The sequence below is a fragment of the Flavobacterium psychrolimnae genome (assembly GCF_003312425.1).
GTDB lineage: Bacteria > Bacteroidota > Bacteroidia > Flavobacteriales > Flavobacteriaceae > Flavobacterium > Flavobacterium psychrolimnae.
This window is the reverse complement of the sequence record NZ_QNUX01000006.1, coordinates 193,748-213,955: the sequence shown is the minus strand read 5'-3', so window position 1 is coordinate 213,955 and position 20,208 is coordinate 193,748. Positions and strand designations below refer to the sequence as shown.

General features: G+C 34.4%; 16 protein-coding genes. 5 read left to right on the top strand and 11 right to left on the bottom strand.

The features are described 5' to 3' along the window. Nucleotides 1-573 precede the first annotated feature (573 nt). Nucleotides 574-735, top strand: a complete 162-nt coding sequence (locus tag DR980_RS16345; RefSeq protein WP_167400551.1) for a hypothetical protein — start codon at nt 574-576, stop codon at nt 733-735. A 1,143-nt stretch (nt 736-1,878) separates the two neighbouring features. Here DR980_RS16345 and DR980_RS08545 read toward each other — a convergent pair. Continuing rightward, a complete protein-coding gene (locus DR980_RS08545; RefSeq protein WP_167400550.1) occupies nt 1,879-3,216 on the bottom strand; it encodes a SusD/RagB family nutrient-binding outer membrane lipoprotein in 1,338 nt (445 codons plus the stop codon). A gap of 140 nt (nt 3,217-3,356) precedes the next feature. After that, a complete protein-coding gene (locus tag DR980_RS08540; RefSeq protein ID WP_113635018.1) occupies nt 3,357-6,515 on the bottom strand; it encodes a SusC/RagA family TonB-linked outer membrane protein in 3,159 nt (1,052 codons plus the stop codon). 198 nt (nt 6,516-6,713) lie between these two features. Between DR980_RS08540 and DR980_RS08535 the strand changes: the two genes are divergently transcribed. Next, nucleotides 6,714-7,373 (top strand): ribonuclease HII, encoded by a 660-nt coding sequence (locus DR980_RS08535; RefSeq protein ID WP_113635016.1) that lies wholly within the window; start codon nt 6,714-6,716, stop codon nt 7,371-7,373. A gap of 1 nt (nt 7,374) precedes the next feature. Here the strand turns inward: DR980_RS08535 and lipB are convergent, their stop codons facing one another. Next, entirely contained in the window at nt 7,375-8,079 is a 705-nt protein-coding gene (lipB, locus tag DR980_RS08530; RefSeq protein ID WP_113635013.1) for a lipoyl(octanoyl) transferase LipB, read from the bottom strand. A gap of 82 nt (nt 8,080-8,161) precedes the next feature. Then, nucleotides 8,162-8,893 carry a hypothetical protein gene (locus DR980_RS08525; RefSeq protein WP_244199284.1) on the bottom strand — a complete coding sequence of 244 codons (732 nt, stop codon included), beginning with the start codon at nt 8,891-8,893 and terminating at the stop codon, nt 8,162-8,164. 204 nt (nt 8,894-9,097) lie between these two features. On the opposite strand from DR980_RS08525, the gene lysS reads away from it, so the two are divergent. Further along, nucleotides 9,098-10,807 (top strand): lysine--tRNA ligase, encoded by a 1,710-nt coding sequence (gene lysS / locus DR980_RS08520; RefSeq protein ID WP_113635011.1) that lies wholly within the window; start codon nt 9,098-9,100, stop codon nt 10,805-10,807. A 105-nt stretch (nt 10,808-10,912) separates the two neighbouring features. Continuing rightward, the gene (locus DR980_RS08515) at nt 10,913-12,010 is read left to right on the top strand and encodes a hypothetical protein (RefSeq protein ID WP_113635009.1); all 1,098 of its coding nucleotides are present in this window, start codon (nt 10,913-10,915) and stop codon (nt 12,008-12,010) included. Here the strand turns inward: DR980_RS08515 and DR980_RS16255 are convergent. Further along, nucleotides 12,000-12,179 (bottom strand): hypothetical protein, encoded by a 180-nt coding sequence (locus DR980_RS16255; protein WP_146779230.1) that lies wholly within the window; start codon nt 12,177-12,179, stop codon nt 12,000-12,002. The genes DR980_RS08515 and DR980_RS16255 overlap by 11 nt on opposite strands. A gap of 121 nt (nt 12,180-12,300) precedes the next feature. Between DR980_RS16255 and DR980_RS08510 the strand changes: the two genes are divergently transcribed. Then, the gene (locus DR980_RS08510) at nt 12,301-12,816 is read left to right on the top strand and encodes a hypothetical protein (RefSeq protein ID WP_113635007.1); all 516 of its coding nucleotides are present in this window, start codon (nt 12,301-12,303) and stop codon (nt 12,814-12,816) included. 113 nt (nt 12,817-12,929) lie between these two features. Here DR980_RS08510 and DR980_RS08505 read toward each other — a convergent pair whose 3' ends face one another. From DR980_RS08505 to DR980_RS08480, 6 genes are all read right to left on the bottom strand, one after another. Then, on the bottom strand, nt 12,930-14,453 hold the full coding sequence (locus tag DR980_RS08505; protein ID WP_113635005.1) for a DUF4394 domain-containing protein: 1,524 nt from the start codon (nt 14,451-14,453) through the stop codon (nt 12,930-12,932). Nucleotides 14,454-14,653: 200 nt separating this feature from the next. After that, nucleotides 14,654-15,613, bottom strand: a complete 960-nt coding sequence (locus tag DR980_RS08500; RefSeq protein WP_113635003.1) for a transporter family protein — start codon at nt 15,611-15,613, stop codon at nt 14,654-14,656. A gap of 160 nt (nt 15,614-15,773) precedes the next feature. Beyond that, complete coding sequence (locus tag DR980_RS08495; RefSeq protein ID WP_113635076.1) at nt 15,774-16,814, bottom strand: cytochrome-c peroxidase; 1,041 nt, start codon at nt 16,812-16,814, stop codon at nt 15,774-15,776. 60 nt (nt 16,815-16,874) lie between these two features. Continuing rightward, nucleotides 16,875-17,657, bottom strand: a complete 783-nt coding sequence (locus DR980_RS08490) for an MbnP family protein (protein WP_113635000.1) — start codon at nt 17,655-17,657, stop codon at nt 16,875-16,877. A gap of 136 nt (nt 17,658-17,793) precedes the next feature. Next, entirely contained in the window at nt 17,794-18,168 is a 375-nt protein-coding gene (locus DR980_RS08485; protein WP_244199283.1) for a hypothetical protein, read from the bottom strand. A gap of 96 nt (nt 18,169-18,264) precedes the next feature. Then, complete coding sequence (locus DR980_RS08480) at nt 18,265-20,079, bottom strand: hypothetical protein (protein ID WP_113634997.1); 1,815 nt, start codon at nt 20,077-20,079, stop codon at nt 18,265-18,267. Between the last annotated feature and the right edge of the window lie 129 nt (nt 20,080-20,208).

The following is a 20,208-nucleotide window of genomic DNA, read 5'->3' as shown; positions in this document are numbered from 1 at the left end:
ACAAAAAACAATTGACAAAGTATTCCCATAAAAAAAACATATATGCTTTTTATTTTCAAATAAAATTACTTAATAAGTAAGCATTTATACATAAAGCGCACTTTTACATCAAAACCATGTAACAAATTATCTTTTTTTGCAAACAATATCTGATATATTTATATTATTCCCGATTATATAATTAAGAAAAATATTTTTCCTTTATATAAAACATCATCTAAAAGCCCCAAAGACGTTAAACAAAATAGCAAAACTAAAAGCTAAAAATATGCAAAAGCATCCAATTAGAATAACATTTAAATAGATACGTACCTGGATTTGAACAAAAAAATAGTTAGTTAAATGAACTTTAAAATCAATTCCAAAGTGATTTCTATCATCAAAGGGACATTTTATTTAAAATCTTAGAAGAATAAAACAATTGATTTTCTTAGTATCACCAAAATAAAATTTGAAATCATTTACTAGAAAAATGTAAGTCTAGGGAAATAAATAAAATCTCATTAGCCCATTAGCTATCGGTCATTATTATTTCGAATTAATCAAATTCTCAAGATTAAAATGCAAATTTTCATGAGAATCTCAATACTGACTTCCAGAGAAAAGCAAAACTTCGAAGCACTTTATGCTATAGCATTATTCTTAAAATTATTTTTACTTGAAATAGTAATTTCGATAATCCTTTGTACAAAAGCCCGCGTGATTAAGTATAGAGCGTACATTCAACCAAAATAAAAACAACGTGAGATTCAAAAAAAACTGGCTCAAGATAAATAATAGATAGTCCATAAGGGCTAAAATCTCAGTATTTGATAAAAAAAATTGGCAAAGAATACAAATATTTACAATTGTACCTATTGAGAATTATTTGTTGTTTCTGAAAATACTCAAAAAACAAAACAACTTATTTAATTTCAACCAAAGAAACTTCGATAAATTAAAGACTACGAAAATATCCATCAAAAAATAACATAAGTACTTATAATAATGATACTTAGAAATATCAAACAGAAGTTTATCTTATGTTACGACATAACAACAACTGTAATTGATAAAAAGATAATTAGTTGGCATTACAGCACATGCCAAAAAAAAGAAAAAAAATTGAAATATCATTAAAATTTACAGCTCAAAATAGACGATAAATAACTTGAACAACGATGAGGCTAATTTAAAAATATAAGAGAAAAAACATTTTAGCAAAAGCGACACCAGAAAAGGTTTTTGCCTCGTACAAAATTAACTGAAAAAGAAACAGAATCGATCACACTCAGCAAACACATGCATACAACAATGTAATTGATTTAAAAGACCACCAAGAAAAAACTATAAATTAATACAAGCTTGCTAAAAGCACTATGGTGAAAGTTTTCGCGACAACACGCTACGTACAAAAAAAATGACAAACAAACCACAATTCAAAAAGCGAGGACTAAACTCATATTTTCAACATATCCGAGTAAAAAAATACCTTATAATTAATTGATGCAACGACATTTTTATTAGATTACAGAAATATGGCACAATTAACATTTTCTCTTTGTTACAGAGAAGAGCAGGGATGTTAATGTAAAAGATTGACTAATATCTCATACACAATATCGCTTAATTATTAAATAAATTAAGTGAAACTTTTTAACAGCAGCACAAACCAATTCTACTGCACATATCAGTGTAAAACAAAAAACATACTAAAAGAGCGAGGATGAGAGAGTTCTAAAAAACCGACTTTTTCACTGGTATATTAGTTGATAATTTAATTACTTACAAACTGTTGGACTTAAACTATTAGATAACAATCATTCTAAAAATTTGCAAACAAAAAAAAACAGCTAGAAGATAAAATCTTCTAGCTGTTTTAATAAATTATAAAAATAATTATGGCCTAGTATCCCAAAATACTTTTGTATTCATACCAGCTTTTTGAGTTGCATTTTCTGGATTCAAATCAATCTCAGATTGAGGATAGAATAATGATCTAGGAACAAAAGCAGTCACGGCGTTTGCAGGTAAAACTAAAGTAGGATAACCAGTTCTTCTCCAATCAGCCCAAGGCTCTGATACAACTCCATAACTTGCAATGTACTTCTCATTTATAATTTGCTCTAATTGTTGAGTTGCCGAACCAGTTAAAACACCATTAGCTCCTAAATAAGTTGTAATATCAGCAGCAGCAACACCAGCGCTTTCCATTGAAGCTCTAACACCCGCTTGAAAGAACGTTTGAGCCGTACCCGGTGAATTAAATCTCAAAGCAGCCTCAGCTCTAATAAAATTATATTCCGCAAAAGTTAACATTCGAATTGGAGCTGCACCAGAATAGGCAGTTCCGGTAAGAATACCTCTTAAGTATGTATGTATTTTTGAATAATTAGCAGGAGCAGCAGGCGCACCAGATACAGCTCCGACGTATAGACCAGAGTTTGCTGGTAATTGTGTGAAATAAAATTGTCTTCTTGGATCCGCTTTTTCATTCATCATAGAGACCAACTTAGCATTAGCTACTAAGTTATTTGCTCTATTTGTTTCAAATTGATCAATAGGGTTTCTTGCATTTCCAGCATTAATAAAATTCATTTGAAAACTGTCAGCGTTACCCGTCATAAATACCGCACTTGAATTTACCAACTCATCAATTTTAGTTTTGGCAAATGTTGGATTTTTTTCACTATAATGTAAGAAAATTCTTAATTTTAATGTATTAGCGAATTTAACCCAATTAAGCTTCGATGTAGCAAATGCACCCGGGTAAATAGTGCTATTCATTCCTGGTGAAATGTTTGATGTTGTAGCATTAACCTCTGCAATACCTTCATCAAGCAACTTAATTAAATCGGTATAAATAGTTTCATCTAAATCATACTTAGGTTTAACATTAGAAGCTAATTTTTGAGTATCTGAATACGGTATACTACCCCAAGTATCTACAGCTAACTGATAAGTGTAGGCCTTAAGAATTTTAGCAACACCTGAATAATGTGGACTATTAGTAGATTGAGCACCCCTAATAATATTCTCGGCATCATTCAAAATAGTAGCATAAATACTTGACCATACATTATTTAAATCAGATCCAACTATTTGATACTGTTCAAAAAATTGTGTTTGAGTTGTGGCTCCAGTGGACTGTCCTGAGTACTGTTGCATGATTAAAGATGAGTACCTATTCAAATCACTGCCTGCTAGAAAACCAACATTTGTGGTTAATGAGGTCATCTGTAAATTTATAGGAGCATCTATTACACTGCTAGGATCAACATTAGTACCTTCAAACTCACAACTACTCATAAAGAAAGCAACTATGAATAGTGCCGACACTATTTTATTTTTTATATTTTTCATATTATAAATTATTACTAAAGTACTACTTTAAGATTAAAACCAACTGTTCTGGTATTTGGCAAAGAGTTGAACTCAAGACCTTGCGCGTTGCTAACTCCCAAGGCATTTTGTTCTGGATCAAAATGTGGATAATTAGGAGCACTTAAAAATAAGTTTCTTCCAAATGCACCAATTTCAAACTGTTTAAAAGGTGAATTTTGCAATAACTTAGAACTTAATCTGTAAGACAATGAAACTTCCCTTACTCTAAACCATGAGGTGTCATAGATAAAACCTTCAGCAGCTATATACTTACCATTATTTCCGTAATATGCCTGTGAAGTAACACTGGTTGTATTAACCTGACCTGCATTTGGTCCTGATGCATAAACACCTTGAAATAGATAAGGAGTTGTTGGCGTAACGTTATCAGCTTCAAACCTTGGAAACTCAGCAGTCTCAGCTGTAACTCCATTTCTTTGAACATCCGCAATGTTTCTTGAATACTGATCACCACCTTCACGGATATCAAGTAAAACATACAAACTGAAATTTTTGTATGAAAAAGTATTTGTAATACCCATCGTGAAATCTGGATTTGGATTTCCAATTTTTTCTACTCCGGCTGTTTGAAGAGGCAAACCTGTAGCTGGATTAATCAACATTTGCCCGTCAGAATTTCTCTGATAAGCAGATCCATAAATTTGACCATACTGATCCCCTGCAACTAAACGAATGTTTGGAGTTGTAAAACCGCCCAAAAATATATTGGATACACCTGGTGCAAGTTCATCAACAGTAGATTTAAATTGGGTGTAATTTACTCCTAAATCCCAAGAGAAATTAGGAGTCTTTATTGGTGTTCCAGATAACGCTATTTCAACACCTTTAGTAGAAAGCTTCCCAGCATTTTGCAATACATTAGTTACTCCAGAAGCGGCAGAAACTGGCACACTTAAGATTACATTTCTTGTGTTACGCTTATAATAAGTAGCATCAATATTTAATCGGTTATTAAAAAATCCCATTTCAGTACCAACTGCAAACTCTCTTGTAAATTCTGGAGTCAGCGCCTGGTTTCCAGCTACATCTGAAAGAGAAAAACCAGCATTACCATTAAAAGGGAATACAATTTGAGGCCCAAAGCCATCAGCAGCACTTGCTCGAGCAAAATATGAATCAGTAGCATAAGCGGGCGCACCTTTACCAACTTCACCTAAACTCGCTCTAAATTTGATTAAATTAATTTTACCATCAAGTTTAATTCCAGGAAATGCCTCTGTTAAAACAAAACTTCCTGAAACAGCAGGATAAAATATAGAATTATTTGCTGGCGCCAATGTAGAAGACCAATCATTTCTTGCTTTAACATTCAAAGATAAGAAATTTTTATACTCAATAACAGCATCTGCAAACACTCCAAATAATTTAGTATTACCTATTGCAGAAGAAGGGTTAAAAGTAACAGCATTAGATAAATTTGCAAATCCTGGAATAACCAAACTTATACCAGTAACAGTTGAAGCAAAGCTGTAGTTATTATTGAACTCATTACCTAGCGATCCTGACAATGTGAAGTCCCCAAACTTTTTATTAGCATTTAAAGTAAAATAAGAGTTCAAATTGTGTACATTAGTAGTGCTTTCAACTAATCCTCCTACAAGAGTTGATCCTTGAACATTACCAGCGCCTCTGTTTCCAACTTCGTCAAATCCGGCACTATTTAGATTATAAAAATCTGTTCCAATTCTAAAATCTGCATTCAACCAGCTAGTAAAATCATATTTTGCATTAAAATTAGCTAAAACTCTATTTACCTTATCCTTATATGTGTTATTCTTGATTGTCCAATATGGATTATCTTCACCACCAGCATACAACTGTTGTCCATTTGCATTTTCAAAAGGCAAACCAGATAAATTATAAGATCTTGGAGTAAAATATCCTCTAAAAAGGGGATTTGATAAATTATTACCCTGCAAGGTTCTTCTAGAACTTGTATTCGTATAAGTAATATTAGCTCCCACATTTAATTTGTCTGTCATTTGAGTATTTCCTGAAAAAGATATATTGCTACGAAGTAACTTGTTATTATCAATAACGTAGGTCTCCTCAGTATTACCAAGAGCAAGTCTAAAAGAAGATTTTTCAGAGCCACCACTAAAACTTAAGTTATTTTGAGCATTGTAAGCTGTTTGAAAAATATCTTTAACATTATTTCGGTAAGCCTGCAAAACTTCTGACTGACCATAAGAATTCACAATAGTTTGCCCCATAATTCTTGGACCCCATGATGAGGCTGTCATTGTTCCAGGAACATTAGCAGTAGCAGTACCTATCTGAGCGGGTGTTAACGTCCCATTTAATCCTTGAGCATATTCATTTTGATAATCTGGCAAGCGATTTACATTTCCTACATTGTAGCTTGAGCTAAAGGTGATTGAAGATTTTTCACCTTTTTTACCTTTCTTAGTTGTAATTAAAATAACTCCTGAGGCTCCTCTTGAACCATAAAGAGCTGTTGAAGCAGCGTCTTTTAAAACAACAACACTTTCAACGTCTTCCGAATTAATATCAATAGCACGATTTGATGGTGACGCTCCTCTTTGTAAAGCTGCACCTCCACCACTATTATCAATAGGCACCCCATCCACAACGTACAGAGGCTGGTTACTTCCTGTAAAAGTTGTAAATCCCCTTATGATAACACTTGAACCTGTAAATGCACCTCCAGAACCAGAGACACGTAGACCTGCAACTTTTCCAGCTAGTTGGTTTGTTACGTTAGTAGATTTTGCAGCAGTTAATTCAGCTGCATCAATTTTGGGAGTAGAATAACCAAGTGATTTCTTATCTCTTTTTATTCCAAAAGAAGTAATAACAACCTCATTTAATGTTTGAGAACCTGATGTCAACTTTACATTAATTGTATTAGAAGCTCCTATCGTAACAGATGTATTATCCATCCCAATAAAAGAAAACACCAAAACATCTCCACTTTTCGCTTTGATAGCATACTTACCATCAAAGTCTGTCTGGACACCTAATTTAGTACCCTTAATTAAAACATTTGCTCCAGGAACTGGCCCAGAAGCATCAGAAACGACACCACTAACCGTTTTCTCCTGTGCAAACGCAAATTGCATTGACAACGCCAACAGCAACGAAAAAATCCATTTGAATTTTGATCTCATATTAATTTGTTTTGAATTAGTTATTTAGCAAAAATCATAATAATTTCTTAAAGAACCAACTATTTATAAAAATTAATACATTTAATTTTTATCAACATTCTTTACCAAAATAAACAGAAACCATCAATTTTTAATTTCTATTATTAATTATAGCTAGTGAATTAGATATTTTACTATATTTTTGCCAAAATTAATTTAATGTTAAGCTCCTTTTTTTTAACACAATATTTAGAGACTGGAACTGATGAAGCCGGCAGAGGCTGCCTTGCAGGACCTGTTACTGCTGCCGCTGTACTATTACCAGAAAATTTTCAAAACGAGCTACTGAATGACAGTAAGCAATTATCAGAAAAAGCGAGAGAAAAATTAAGACCTATTATTGAGCAAGAATGCATTTCATTTGCAGTAACACATTTGGAACCTTTAGTTATTGACGAAATAAACATTCTGAATGCCTCCATAAAAGCAATGCAGGAGAGTATTTTAAAATTAGATCCGAGACCTGAATTCATCATTGTAGACGGAAATAGTCCTTTAATTCCTAAAGGTGGAATTAAAAACCGTGGAGGAAAAATATTTACCGATGCTGAAATTGAAATTCTAAACTCGATTCCGAATGCGAGTATTATTAAAGGAGATTCAAAATACATGAGTATTGCAGCCGCTTCTGTGTTGGCAAAAACGTATCGGGATGAATACATGAACCGTATTCATGAGGAATTCCCAATGTACAATTGGAAACAAAATAAAGGTTATCCTACCAAAGAACACCGAGAAGCAATCCGAATCTACGGGGTTACAAAATACCACCGAATGACATTTCGGTTATTGCCGGAACAATATTCTTTTGATTTTTGATTTATGATTTCTCAAATGTAGCTTCAAACAAATGAGAAAAATGTTTCAGGATTTTTTCTTTGGCTTCTTCTTCATTAACTTTTTCTACGCCAAGTTCTACATTTAAAGAAGTTACGGCTTTCCCGCGAATTCCACACGGAATGATATTGTCAAAATAACCCAAATCAGCATTTACGTTTAAAGCGAATCCGTGCATGGTTACCCAACGCGAAGCGCGAACGCCCATAGCACAAATTTTTCTGGCAAATGGAGTTCCTGCGCCTAACCAAACTCCGGTTTCACCTTCGCTTCTACCGCAAGCAATTCCATATTCATTAAGAGTAAGAATGATAGCTTCTTCCAGAAAACGCAAGTATTTATGAATATCAGTAAAGAAATTTTCCAAATCTATAATAGGATAACCTACGATTTGTCCAGGACCGTGATACGTAATATCTCCACCACGATTGATTTTATAGAAAGTCGCTCCTTTGGCTTCCAATTGCTTTTCAGATAATAGTAAATTACTCAAATCACCGCTTTTTCCTAGCGTATACACATGCGGATGCTCCACAAAAAGAAAGTAATTAGGCGTTTCTATATCGAGTTCTTCTCTGCGATTTCGAATTTTCAAGTCAACAATTTCTTTGAACAATTCTTCTTGGTATTCCCAAGTTTCTTTGTAATCTTTAGTTCCTAAATCTTGAAGTTGGATTGTTTTGTTCATTTCTTGAAAGATGCAAAGGTTAAGTGCGGCAAAGGTACAAAGTTTTTAAGAGAAGTTGCAGACAAGAAAAGCTTCCAATGAATTACTCTAAAACAACTTCCAGATTAGTGCTCTCCGGATTTACCAAACAATCCGCTATCAGAAATTGTAATTCCAATGATTTTTTATCTTCACTAATTTTTGCTTTTGGATTTGATACCGCCTTTATTTTTCTGGGAAAATGATACTTTAAAACATAAGGCTGCGTGATTTTGAATTTAGAAACTTGCGTTTTATATCCTTCAATCTTATCCTGTTGTTTCTTTAATTCTACGGAATCAGTAATTTTCACTATTCTTTTGAAAACACTTCCGTTAAAAGCATAGTTCACACTATAATAATGTTCTTCGGCAACCAGTGCATAATTATTTTCTATATCATCCGCATATTCTTCGGTTTTGTATAAATCTGCAACTTCCTCTATTTTATTGAAATTTTGACTGATTGTTGTGCGAAATTCTTTCTCGAATGAACTTTTCTTGATATGTACTTTTACCGTAGCAAATTTTTGAAAAATGGCTTTTTCGGATGCTGGCAATCTGGAAAACGTTTCGGAATGTTTTGTTATAAAATCCTTGAAAACATAAGTTGTATCACGAAAAACTTCTTCTTTGGAGTAATTTTCACCCATCAATTGCATAAAACTGTGCTCGTCTCGCAACTCATTTATTTCAATTTTTCCAGTTCCATCTTCGTTTAAATGTATGGTTTCTGTGACTTGACAGCTTGTAGCGAGTAGCCCTAAAAGCAAAAAAGTGTAAATTTTATTTTTCAATTTTATGATTTTGAATCGTTATTTTTACCAAATGTAAAATAATAACTACAATTCATAGCCCAGATTAAAGTAAAAATCCTTTTTATTTTTTCTTTAAAAATAAAAAGATTGCAACGGAAAGCTGGAAATAGCTCCAAAAAACCTTTAGCACTTTGCTACTTTGCTACTTATACAGTATCTTTGCACTCTTAAAAACAGCATAAAATGGCATTATCCGAACAAGAAATATTACGCAGAGAAGCACTTACTGAATTACGCAATTTAGGTATTGAGCCTTATCCAGCAGCCGAATTTATCACAACCGCTTATTCTAGCGAAATCCTAGCCGATTTCGAGAAGTACGAAGGAAAAGAAGTTGTTTTAGCAGGTCGTTTGATGGGTAAGCGTATCATGGGAAAGGCTTCATTTGCGGAATTGAAAGATGCCGAAGGACGTATTCAAGTATATGTTTCGAGAGATGATATTTCGACTGATGAAGAGAAAACAATGTACAATGTGGTTTTCAAAAAACTATTGGATATTGGGGATTTTATTGGGGTTCGCGGAACGGTTTTCAAAACACAAGTGGGTGAAATTTCGGTTCATGTTTATGGATTAACGGTTTTGGCGAAAGCCTTGAAACCACTTCCTGTAGTAAAAACAGACGCTGATGGAAAAACGCATGATGCTTTTGCTGATCCAGAACAAAGATACCGTCGTCGTTACGTAGATTTAACGGTAAACGATCATGTGAAAGAAACGTTTATCAAGAGAACAAAATTGTTTAATGCAATGCGTTCATTCTTTAATGACAAAGGATATTTAGAGGTAGAAACGCCTGTTTTGCAACCGATTCCCGGTGGAGCTGCAGCGCGTCCTTTTATCACGCACCACAACTCGCTTGACATTCCGCTTTATATGCGTATTGCAAACGAATTGTACTTAAAAAGATTGATTGTTGGTGGTTTTGAAGGAGTGTATGAATTTTCAAAAAACTTCCGTAATGAAGGAATGGACCGTACGCACAACCCAGAATTTACTGCCATGGAAATATATGTAGCCTACAAAGACTACAACTGGATGATGAAATTTGCCGAAGACCTTTTGGAACATTGCGCGATTGCCGTAAATGGAAGTTCAGAAGTAACTTTTGGGGAACATACTATCAATTTTAAAGCGCCTTATGCCCGCGTTACGATGACTGATTCTATCAAACATTTCACTGGATTTGATATTTCAGGAAAAAGTGAAACAGAGTTATTTGACGCCGCCAGAAGTATGGGAATTGATGTGGATGCCACCATGGGGAAAGGAAAACTGATTGACGAAATCTTTGGCGCTAAATGCGAAGGAAATTATATTCAGCCTACTTACATCACGGATTATCCAAAGGAAATGTCACCATTGTGTAAGCAACACCGCGACAATCCGGAATTGACAGAACGTTTTGAGCTAATGATTTGCGGTAAAGAAGTTGCAAACGCATATTCTGAATTGAATGACCCAATTGACCAAAGAGAACGTTTTGAAGACCAAATGAGATTGGCTGAAAAAGGAGATGATGAAGCTACCGGAACTATTGATGAGGATTTCTTGAGAGCTTTGGAATACGGAATGCCTCCAACATCTGGAATGGGAATTGGAATGGACCGTTTGATGATGTTCCTGACCAATAATTCTTCTATCCAAGAAGTATTGTTATTTCCGCAAATGAGACCAGAGAAAAAACAAGTTAAAATTGAACTGGAAGATGACGAGAAATTGATTGTTGTGTTATTGCAAACTAACAATAACCAAATGGAATTTGGTCTACTTAAAATTAATTCTGGATTGAGTGGTAAAAAATGGGACAAAGCCATGAAAAACTTATCTTCGTTGGGATTAACTGAAGTAGTTGTTGATGGAGATACTAAAGCGTGTAGATTGAAAGAGTAATTATTTACTTATTATAGCAAAAGAAACCCAATAGTTTGTTCAAAACTATTGGGTTTTCTTTTGAAAATAAAATACTACTTTTAGAAAATAAAAAAAATCTACAACATGATAACCAAATCAATTCCAAAAGTAATTTCTGTACTATTTACACTATGTTTCTTTTTAAATTCCTGTTCAAAAGAAGAAAACAGCCAAAATACTGATAAAATTGCAACTGCAAAAGATATCTATGTTTGTGGTAGTGATTTAAATGGAGTTGCAACTATCTGGAAGAATGGAAAAGCAATAACATTAGACGATGGATTAGACCCATCACTTAACACTGTTTCTCATGCAAATCAAATGTGTATCAACGGAAATGACATTTATGTTGTTGGCTTTAGAGTGAATAGTACTTCTACTAATGCTGGAACTATTTGGAAAAATGGTGTTCCCACATATATTGAAAGCAATGGTACATATTCTCACGCCAATGTAATCACAGTAGCGAATAATGATGTCTATATTGGTGGTGATATTTCTGGTGTAGCAACTATATGGAAAAATGGTGTACCAAATAGTAACATAATGACACCACCTGCTCCTACCTTTAGCACTGTAGAAGCAATTTCTGTTTCAAACAATATTATCTATACCTCAATTAGCACTTCAAAAACATCCGGTGGCAGCTTGCCAAATTATGATTACAGAACAAAAATTGTAAAAGATGGATTAGTTTACGATTTTACAAAAGGATCTAGTTATGAAGATATTAAGGCACTTTACACAACAAAATCTGACGTTTATGTAGCTGGGTATGCTCAAATTAATGGTTTTTATAAAGCAACTCTTTGGAAAAATGGAGTAGCTACTACTTTATCAGATGAGAAAGGAGTAATTTCTATGAATGCTATATGCGTAATAAATAATGATTGCTATGTAGGCGGATATACTACAATATTTGATAATAGTACACCAAACCCTGTCAAAATTGGTAATAAAGTTACTATTTGGAAAAATGGAATCCCGACTTATTTAATAAATGATAATGATCTAGGTTCTGTAGCTAAAGTATGTGATTTAAAAGCCGTTGGAAATGATGTTTTTGCTTTAGTGGAAGTAAAAGGAAAACTGAGTATTTGGAAAAACGGGAGTTTTTATCAAGATATAGCACCTAAAGCAGGATATAATTACACAAATACTATGTATATAACTACCAATTGATATATTCTAATTGAGACAAAGCCATGAAAAGGTATCTTCTCTTGGATTGACTGAAGTTGCCGTGAATGGCGATACTAAACCGTGTATATTGAAAGAGTAATTTATTATATTTAAGAATATTAAAAGGAACTTCGTAATGGAGTTCCTTTTTTTTATGCCTATTTGCCATTTCAAATACTTCCCTTTTGATAAAAAATTACACCGATAATTACACAAGGTTAAATAAGTCATAAAATTCATACGTTAATCAATTTTAAAACTATTTTTGGAGGAACAAAAAACAAAAAAACATGAAAAAAATTACTGTATCGATCTTAGCCTTATTTGCTTTTGCCTTTGCTAATGGTCAAGCCAAAGAAGGTCAAGTATCAAAAGGAAAATGGCTTATTGAGGCCAACACTGGTTTTGGTAGAAACGTAGGAACTACTGCAATGTATTTTAGTTCTTCGGACGGTATTACTTCCTACAATATTGGAGCTGAAGGAGGTTATTTTATCAAAGATAATCTGGCGCTTAAATTAGGATTAGGCTACGGTGAAATAGATGGAAATGGAGAACCGATTGCTTACAAAATTGGAGCAAAATATTATTTAAAAACGATGATTCCTATCGAACTTTCTTATAATGGAGTAGGTTTTGGTGACGCAGATGCCAATCCAACATACGTTGGCGCGCAAATTGGTTATGCAGTATTTTTAGGAAAAAATGTAAGTATCGAACCTGGTATTCGTTATAACCTAGCTACTCACAAACAATATTACGATAACAGTTTGCAATTTAATATTGGTTTTGCTTTGCATTTTTAAAATAGTAAGTGCAAAATCATAACAAAAAAAATCATTAACGATTATGCTTTTGTAAAACAAAAAAAGTCGGCTCTAATCAAAGAGCTGACTTTTTATTTAAGAATATTTTAGTTTTAGAATCCTAAACCAACAGCCATAGCTGTAGCTTGAATATTTATATCCGAAACTTTAGTAGCTGCGCCAGTTGCCAAGTTAATACTGTACACTGATGTAACATTATTTACTTTCAACAAAGCAAATGCAGCAGCACTGTTTCCACCGATATCAAATCCGCTATCAGCATCAACATTTACTCCTAAATTCCCAATAGCAACTAATGTCCCGTTGTTTGGTGGATCTTGACGATACATCATATCTGTTTGTGAGTCAATTACAAATAAAGTAGTTGTTGTAGCTCCAGCAATATTATTGGTGTAAGCAGCTCCATTCACAAATGGTGTTCCAGGATTTAGATTACCATCAACTAATACTACTGTTCCTAAATCTGGGTGTAAACGTAAGTTTTGACCTGTATTACTCACCAACCTGATTCTATCTACTGTTGGATTAAAATCAAAACCAAAAGAAGTACCTGACAATGCAGTTAACAAAGGAGACCCAATTATTGTTAATGCTCCGCTAGCTGTATTCACAGAAAACAATCTGCTTTGATTTGAAATAGCATATAAACCTCCGTTTGCAGGTCTAAAATCTAAACCTACAATACTTTCATTGGTAGCCAAACCAGTTAATGCAACAGAATTATTACTTCCGTTTGTAGGATTAAAACGAACCAACATATTTCCGGAAGTTGTAGCATAAGCAATTGGGTTAGTCTTAAACGCAATGCTTATTACTGGAGCTGTGAATTTACCAACATCAACCGCTTTTCCAGTAGTCAAATCAATTGTATATAATGTAGATACACTAGCATTGTTTGTTACAGCAAGAGCAGTAGAATTATCTGCTAAAATATCCATGTCACCTACACCTTGAAAGTTCACGCCTAAGTCACCAACAAGTTGCAATCCACCATCATTTGGAGGTGTTTGCATATACAATTTATCTTGTTCGAAATCTATATCATACAACATGGTTGCTGTTGCACCAGCCATACTATTTGTATAAGCTACTGCACCAATTTTAGGATTTGTACCACCATTAATAACTCCATCAGTTGATACAACAGTTCCCAATTCCGGGTGCAATCTTAAATTTTGACCAGATTCTGTTACCAAACGAATTCTATCTACTGTTGGATTAAAATCCAATGAGGCATTAGCTCCGGCAACAATAGGTGAAAACGACCCAGCGCCCAATGCTGTTGCAACTCCACTTTTCTCATTTATAAAATACAAACGACTAGACGATCCTACTGCATATAACTGTCCTGTTGCAGGTCTGTAATCAATACTTACGATACTCTCTGATGTAGGTAGACCAACAATTGGAGTGGTTGAAGTTGGAGTTCCTAAATTTCGTGCATTGAATGTAAGAATCGTATTATTACTGGCTAATGCAGTAAAATTTACATCTGGTGCCGATACAGGCATCATCATTTCATTACTATCATCATCATTACATGAAATTGCAGTAATAGATAACAGTGCTAGTCCAATTATGGACGCAAATCCCAAATTTTGTTGTTTGTTTTTCATCGTTTATTTATTTAGTTATGTATTTACATACGAAACATACTTCATTATGGTTTTAAAATTTTAAAAAAAACTTACATAACTACTAAATCGTAACGTATAACAAGAGTAAAAAACACTTTCAACTTGTACGGTATAAGCGGACTCAAGTCATTTTGAAAACATAATACCAATAACTAAAAATTCAATGAACTTTTATGATTTTACAAACTGTAATTGAAGTTTACACTCCACCTGTAATTCGCTTCTACATTGCCTCCGGTAAGATTTTGATTGATGGGCAACATGGCATTAGCTCCAAAAGAAAGTCTGTCTTTCCCAACCTCAAAACCAACTTTACCAAAAAGAATATCGCCGTTTGTATTCCTTAATTTTTGATTGTACTGATAATTACTTTCATAAACTTCACCGGCAAAACCGATTTGTGGAACAATAGAAAAACTATTTTTCTCGTAAAAATAGAAAAAAGTTCCGGCGTAATTAAGTTGATTTCCAAAACGATAACTCTTTTGGTTTTCTGTTTTTATTACATAATTCAGCATCGTGTTTAAACCAAATTGTTTTCTTTTAATAACATATTCAGTTGCCAAAAGATAATCCCAACTTCCTGTTCCTACCTGAAAACTTGGATTTATACTACCGGAATTTGCCTCATTAAACTTTCCTGTCGGCGCTTTGATTCCACCTCCCAATTGTAATGTATGTACTAAGAAAGTGCTGTCTTTATGGGTTTGATACAAACGATACATTGCCAAAACAGTAATATCACCTATCCCATTGATGCTTTTGTTGCCAGTTGCGGTTTCTCTTTCATGAAAATGATACGGCAATAATGCTGAAACCTGAACCTTTTCGCTAACCGGGATTCGGCCCCAAACCTGAACGGTGTTGAAATTTTCTTTGTACCAAGGCGAATTGCTGTACAAGCCATCCATGGATTTGTATTGTTGATTGAAATACCGAATCCCAACGAAATTAGAGTTCAACATCGAGGCGAATCCCATGCTTCCGCCACTGGCGGAGCAACCGCAGGCATCGCAGAAATCCTCTTCTTCAAGGAAGGAATGGTATTTTGTAAATGGATTTACGGTATTTAAACTGTCTTTTTCGGCGGCGTTTGCCAATTGAAAAAGAAGTACTAAAAGCAATGTGTATTTTTTCATGTTTGTTGTTTTTAGCCCTGATGGAAACGGAAAGCTCGGAGCGGTAAAAGCTTGTTTTTCTTGTCCTGAAAAAGCGACCGGAGGAAGCTCTTTTCAGAACATAGAAAAACGGCTTTTGTAGCGAGGACTTGCAGTGTACAGCAGGAAATAGCTTCTAAAATTAATATTCAGAAAAGCGCTTGTCTGTTAGGTATTGCGTGTCTGTCAATGTTTTTAGAAAAGCAATAATTTTTGATTTTTCTGTCGCTGTCAAAGGGATTCCGAGTGACCCGTATTTATTCAAAATGGGGTCTAAAGTAGCTGAATTGACTACACCGGAATTGTAATGATCCATCACGGCTTCCAATGTAAATAAGCGTCCATCGTGCATGTAAGGCGCTGTTTTTTCTATATTTCTTAGACTTGGCACTTTGAATTTATACTTATCCTGAGGCAACTCCGTCACACGAAAACGACCGATATCATTGTACGCGGGATCAATTGGCAAGCCATTGTTTCTAAAAGAATTGTCCGTAAACAAATCTGTGGCGTGACAACTGGAACATTTTTGGTTGAAAATTGCATAACCGTCCTTCTCGTCTTGCGTGAGCGTTCCGCCAGATTCATTTCGGCGGTACTTATCGAAACGGGAATTCGAGGACGTAACCATGACCATAAACTGTCCCAAGGCTTTGAGCATGTTTTCGGAATTGATTTGTCCATCCGTAAAAGCAACTTTGAATAATTTCTGATACACTGGATCGCCTTTCATCATAGCAATCGCTTTTGCAAAATCGCCATTCATTTCTACAGGACTTGTGAACGGAATAATAGGCTGTAAATCCAAATGCGATGCTGCACCATCATACATAAAAGTGGTTTGATAGGCCAAATTCTGGATTGGTGGCGTGTTTCGGGTTCCAATAGCGTCATCTACTCCATGACTCAAAGTATGGCCGTGATGCGTAAATGCATCTTCCTGAATGTGACAAAATCCGCAGGAAACAATCCCGTCCGAAGCCAATCGACCGTCGTAGAAAAGTTTTTTCCCCAGTTCAAATCCTTTTTCTGTAGGTGGATTATTCATCAGATCGTATGCCAAAGGCGGGAAATTTGCCGGAACTTGAAAGTTCAGAGGAATGTCCTGATAGTCTTCGCTTTCATCAGCAGAACAAGACCACAGCAACGGAAAAATGAGCAATATGATATATTTTGCTTTCATTTTATATTTTTTTAAAAAAGCGGTCGGAGATTTAATTTCCAACCGCTTTTTGATTAAAAATTAATCGTTGTGAACGTGGTCTATTTTGAACATAGAAGAAACGTTAGTAGTAACCAAAGCCAGTTTAGCGCCTCCCATAACAGTTGCCGCTTCCGTAAGATTGATTTTATTAGTTCCATCTATAACTTGAGACAAATCCGTCATGATGTGAACCTGAGGTGTAATTGTAGTTCGTACCAAAGCATTTTCAGGAAAACTCAAAGTAACTTCAGCATAATTATAATCAGTTCCAGTTTGTCCGGTATGTACTTTAAACTCTTTTGCCGTTGTTACCGTAGGAGCTGTAAAAGTACCTTCGAAAGCCACAAACTTATAACCTGCACTCCAAGACCACATCATTCCGGCAGTTTGGGCTGTTGCCAAGAAATCTCCTTGACCCGTTGCTCCTGCTTCCCACTGCGTTTTATCGACTCCAATTCCGTATTTTACTTTAGTGTAATTTCCAGCAGGAATGTTTGAAAGATTCAATACTAATGTTGCAGGCGTAGCTTCATCTACAATAAAATAGCTTTGACTTTTTGGGTATGTAAAGGTAGTTCCATCCTCTTTTGTCAAGACAATATTACTCACGATGTACTTCACTTTTGAAACCGCTACAACCTCAGCATTCGAATTGGTATAGTTCGTATTGAAAGCAAAATTAGCCGATTTATACACGTTGTCAAATTCTAATTTTAAATTTCCGTTTCCGGTAATCATTTCATTATCATAATCATTAGAGCAAGAAAACAAGGTAACTGAGATAGCCATTACAGCTAGTATATTTTTTAATTGAAATTTCATTTCTTAAAGTTTTTTATTTTGAATATAAGTACTGTTTCGCATGCCATATTTGGATTATTATTTCCAAAAAAAGCAAACAAATTTTCATCCGTTGTTTAGAACGGAAGAAATAAAGCATACTACATGCTTAAAAAATTTATGAAATGAAAGTGGGTGGGTGAAAAACAGAAGCACTATTCAAGCGAGCATATAAATTAGAATAATGCGGGTTTATTTTTTCTTTGGTATCAAAAAAAACTGTTACAATTTCGAAAGATTTAATTTCCTCAAAAATGATCACATCAAGTATAGGAGCATTTCCTTTTTTATCGGAAGAAAGTGGCTTTTCAGCCTCAGAAGCTTTGGCTAATTCTTTCATCAAATGACATTTTCCGTTACATTGCATTTTAGGTTTGTCCTTATTAATACAAAGTACTTTTGAAATGTATTCATAATTCACGACATACTCTAAAACCGGAAGAACTGGCTTTATAAGCATGATTAATACAATTATGAATATGATTTTTTTCACGGTGCAAAATTACTAAATGATTGTTTGATAAAAAATGTTTTTAAATAGAATAATCCTGAAAAAATCATTCTATTTAAAAACAAATATCTGAGGGCTTTATGCCAATTTCAATTCGGGAATTTCAATCTCGTTTAATTCCGTTTTATAGCAATCGAATTGACTGAAAATCTCATTTTTAGTGCTTTCGAAAAAAGGAGTTGTTGAAAATAAATCTTCATAATATCCAATTCCTTGCAGCAAATTATTTTTGAACGAATTCCATTTTTTAATCTGTCCCACAGTGATTTCTTCCGTAACCGCTGTGATTTCATTTTTCAGATAATCCAAATACATTTTTAACTCTTTCACAAATAGATTTGGTCGATTGGTAACCGTCAATACAGATGCGTTTCCATAAATGTGCTGCACCATTTTTAACAGTGAAACTTCTTTGTCAAAATAAGCCATATTAGGTCCTGGACAAATGATTACACCCTGCGCCTGCCCTTTTATCTTAATGTCATTTTCAAGATACGAAGCATTGGCTAAACCCACACAAAGACAGGCTTTCTCAGTAATACTATTTTTCTTTTTTTCAAAAATTTCTGCCGGTAAAATATCTTTTTGAAGTAGTAATTCTTCCAGTTTTAAGTCTTGATATTTCTTGGAAGATGTACAAATTCCTTTCGCATCGTATTCTTTGCTTAACGCCAAAAATCGTTTTGGACACGAACTTCCTGCTTTGCTTTCTTCAATTCGTTTCAATTTCAATTTTTCATTCGTCGTGCCTCGCAAAGTATTGAAAGGAATTCCCAACGGAGAAATATGACTTAAATATAAATCATCTTCTTTGGCTCCAGCCAATAAATCTCTGGTGTGTTTATCTACCGAAGTGGCTTCAGGAACCAATAAAAAAGGCGAACCCCAACCCACAGAATCCACCTCATAATGATCCAATAGAAAATCGTGTTCTTCAGCAGTTCCCACGCCGCCTTGAACCGTGATTTTTAAATCCAAAGGCTGTTCTGGAACATGCATTTCTTTTTGTCCCAATGCTTTCACCATCAACTCATGAGCAGATTGAATTAATTGTTCTTTTTTCTGTTTGAATTCTTCTAGAATCGGTCCCAACAAATAGCCTTCGGTAGCAAAAGCATGTCCGCCACAATTCAGTCCGGATTCGATTCGATATTCAGAAACCCAAAGTCCTTTTTTAGCTAAAAAATTCCCTTGAATCATTGCCGAACGAAAGTCGCTTACTTTCAGCGTAATTTTCTTTTTCAGTGCATTATTCGCATCCGGAAAGAAGGCCGAAAAACTTTCAAAATAGCTGTATAATCTTGGATTCATCCCAGCCGATAAAACTACTGAAGATTCTAATGTACTGTTCACAAACCCACGAAGCGCGGCATGTGCGTCATTAAAAATAATGGGTAATTGTTCCTCTTTGATGAAATTATCCTTATCTAATTTGGTCATAATATTGACATCAATATCGCCCGGATAAAGATTTTTCTCCAGATAATTTTTGATGTTTTCTTTGAAAGCGAAACCGTCTTCCATCAAGTTTTGCAGGCCTGCTTTAATGGCTGATTTGTTGGGTAGCATCGCGATGTAATTTTCCAAAGCTGATTTGCTTTCGGATAATTCCGTCTTAAAGTTTTCAAATTTTTCCTTCACGATTTTGTCTACCAAATTCAAATAAGAAGTAATGCGTTCTGCGCGGTAATCATGTATTTTTTGGGTAATTTCCTGATACGGCAAATCGAATTTCTTGCTATAAAAAGCATTCATTTTTTCGATAAGTTCATCATCCATAATTGAAATCACAGACGAAATTCCATACTTTGCCACTCGTATCGGACTATCAATCGTATAAGCAAGTCCCATAACGGGGATATGAAAAGTATGTAGTGGTTTACGTGTTGTCATGTTAAAATGATTTAAATAAATAAATAAACCACAAAAGTCGAGAAACTAAAAACTATAAAAACTGATAAATATCATACGCTATAATACTTTAATAAAATACTTTAGCCATTTTAGTCACTATTTTAAGAT

Excerpts from the sequence above, each read along its gene's own strand:
- DR980_RS08545 (WP_167400550.1), bottom strand. The coding sequence starts at position 3,216 with ATGACCTCATTAACCACAAATGTTGGTTTTCTAGCAGGCAGTGATTTG.
- DR980_RS08505 (WP_113635005.1), bottom strand. The coding sequence starts at position 14,453 with ATGAAAAACAAACAACAAAATTTGGGATTTGCGTCCATAATTGGACTA.
- DR980_RS16255 (WP_146779230.1), bottom strand. The coding sequence starts at position 12,179 with ATGGCAAATAGGCATAAAAAAAAGGAACTCCATTACGAAGTTCCTTTT.
- DR980_RS16345 (WP_167400551.1), top strand. The coding sequence starts at position 574 with ATGAGAATCTCAATACTGACTTCCAGAGAAAAGCAAAACTTCGAAGCA.
- DR980_RS08515 (WP_113635009.1), top strand. The coding sequence starts at position 10,913 with ATGATAACCAAATCAATTCCAAAAGTAATTTCTGTACTATTTACACTA.
- lysS (WP_113635011.1), top strand. The coding sequence starts at position 9,098 with ATGGCATTATCCGAACAAGAAATATTACGCAGAGAAGCACTTACTGAA.
- DR980_RS08540 (WP_113635018.1), bottom strand. The coding sequence starts at position 6,515 with ATGAGATCAAAATTCAAATGGATTTTTTCGTTGCTGTTGGCGTTGTCA.
- DR980_RS08495 (WP_113635076.1), bottom strand. The coding sequence starts at position 16,814 with ATGAAAGCAAAATATATCATATTGCTCATTTTTCCGTTGCTGTGGTCT.
- DR980_RS08480 (WP_113634997.1), bottom strand. The coding sequence starts at position 20,079 with ATGACAACACGTAAACCACTACATACTTTTCATATCCCCGTTATGGGA.
- lipB (WP_113635013.1), bottom strand. The coding sequence starts at position 8,079 with ATGAACAAAACAATCCAACTTCAAGATTTAGGAACTAAAGATTACAAA.
- DR980_RS08500 (WP_113635003.1), bottom strand. The coding sequence starts at position 15,613 with ATGAAAAAATACACATTGCTTTTAGTACTTCTTTTTCAATTGGCAAAC.
- DR980_RS08510 (WP_113635007.1), top strand. The coding sequence starts at position 12,301 with ATGAAAAAAATTACTGTATCGATCTTAGCCTTATTTGCTTTTGCCTTT.
- DR980_RS08535 (WP_113635016.1), top strand. The coding sequence starts at position 6,714 with ATGTTAAGCTCCTTTTTTTTAACACAATATTTAGAGACTGGAACTGAT.
- DR980_RS08490 (WP_113635000.1), bottom strand. The coding sequence starts at position 17,657 with ATGAAATTTCAATTAAAAAATATACTAGCTGTAATGGCTATCTCAGTT.